This is a genomic window from Loktanella sp. DJP18, from assembly GCF_049310965.1.
Classification (GTDB): domain Bacteria; phylum Pseudomonadota; class Alphaproteobacteria; order Rhodobacterales; family Rhodobacteraceae; genus Loktanella.
Genome location: NZ_JBMERN010000327.1, coordinates 1 through 1,275, shown reverse-complemented (window position 1 = coordinate 1,275; position 1,275 = coordinate 1). Strand labels below are relative to the sequence as shown.

Genomic DNA, 1,275 nt, shown 5'->3' with positions numbered 1-1,275 from the left:
AACCGCAAGCTCGCCTGCCCGTTTGGTCCGCCCGTAAGCCTGAAGCGGTGCGCAGACGTCGTCCCTGTGCCATGCCCTGTCACCATCACCGGGGAATACGTAATCGGTCGAGATATGGACGAAAGGGATATCGAGTGCAGCGCAGGCTGTCGCCATCGCTGCCGGTGCATCGGCGTTGACGACACGGGCCGCGGCTTCCTGTTCTTCGGCAGCATCGACGGCCGTCCATGCCGCCGCGTTGATGACACCGACCGGTCGGTGCTGCCGGATTGCCTGACCGCAAGCCTCGGGGTCAGACAGGTCAGCCTGCCGGCGCGACAGTGTCACGACATCTTTGTCCCTAGACAGCGCGCGTGCCACCTGCCCCGATTGACCGAAAACAAGGATCATGCCTGACCCAGCCTTGTGCCGACACCATCGCGGTCAAGCAAGGCCTGCCACCACTCTCGATTTGCCAGATACCAGTCGACGGTCCTCGCCAGACCCTCTTGCAGCGTGACGGTCGGTCGCCAGCGCAGTTCCTGGCGGATACGCGTGGCATCAATGGCATACCGAAGATCATGGCCGGGGCGGTCCGGGACGAAGGAAATCAGGTCGGCGTGTGGTGCCCCTGCGGGGTGCCGTTCGTCAAGAAGAGCACAGATCATCCGCACGATATCGATGTTGCGCGCCTCGTTTTCGCCACCGATCGCATAGGTGCGCCCGACCTGGCCGCGTTCCAGAACGGTCAGAAGGGCGTCGGCGTGGTCTTCGACGAAAAGCCAGTCCCGCACATTGGCACCCGCGCCATACACCGGAATCTGTCGGCCGTGCAGGGCATTCAAGATGACGACCGGGATCAGTTTCTCGGGGAAATGGTAAGGTCCGTAGTTGTTCGAGCAGTTGGTCACCAGCACCGGCAGCCCGTAGGTTTCGCCCCAGGCGCGGACAAGATGATCCGATGCCGCTTTTGTTGCAGAATAGGGACTGCGCGGGTCATAGGCCGTCGTCTCGTCAAACTGGCCTTTATCACCCAAAGAGCCAAAAACCTCATCTGTCGAGATATGATGAAAGCGGAAGCTGTCGGGACGTCCGCGCCCGTTCCAATAGACCCGCGCCGCCTCCAGCAAGGTGCCTGTCCCCATGACGTTCGTGTCGATGAACGTGGCCGGTCCGTCAATCGAGCGATCGACGTGGGATTCCGCTGCCAGATGCAGGATCGCATCCGGGCCGTGACCCGCCAGGATGCGATCAAGCGCTGCGCGGTCGCGAATATCTGCATGTTCGAATGCATAA

General features: G+C 61.7%; 2 protein-coding genes. Both read right to left on the bottom strand.

Going from position 1 to position 1,275, the window contains the following annotated elements; genetic code table 11:
- Positions 1-390 (bottom strand): sugar nucleotide-binding protein (locus tag ACOI1H_RS25650; protein WP_422441155.1); only part of this gene is annotated, 390 nt, incomplete at its 3' end.
- Positions 387-1,275: dTDP-glucose 4,6-dehydratase (gene rfbB, locus ACOI1H_RS25645; protein ID WP_422441153.1), on the bottom strand; the 889-nt coding region annotated here is incomplete at its 5' end. The genes ACOI1H_RS25650 and rfbB, both read right to left, overlap by 4 nt.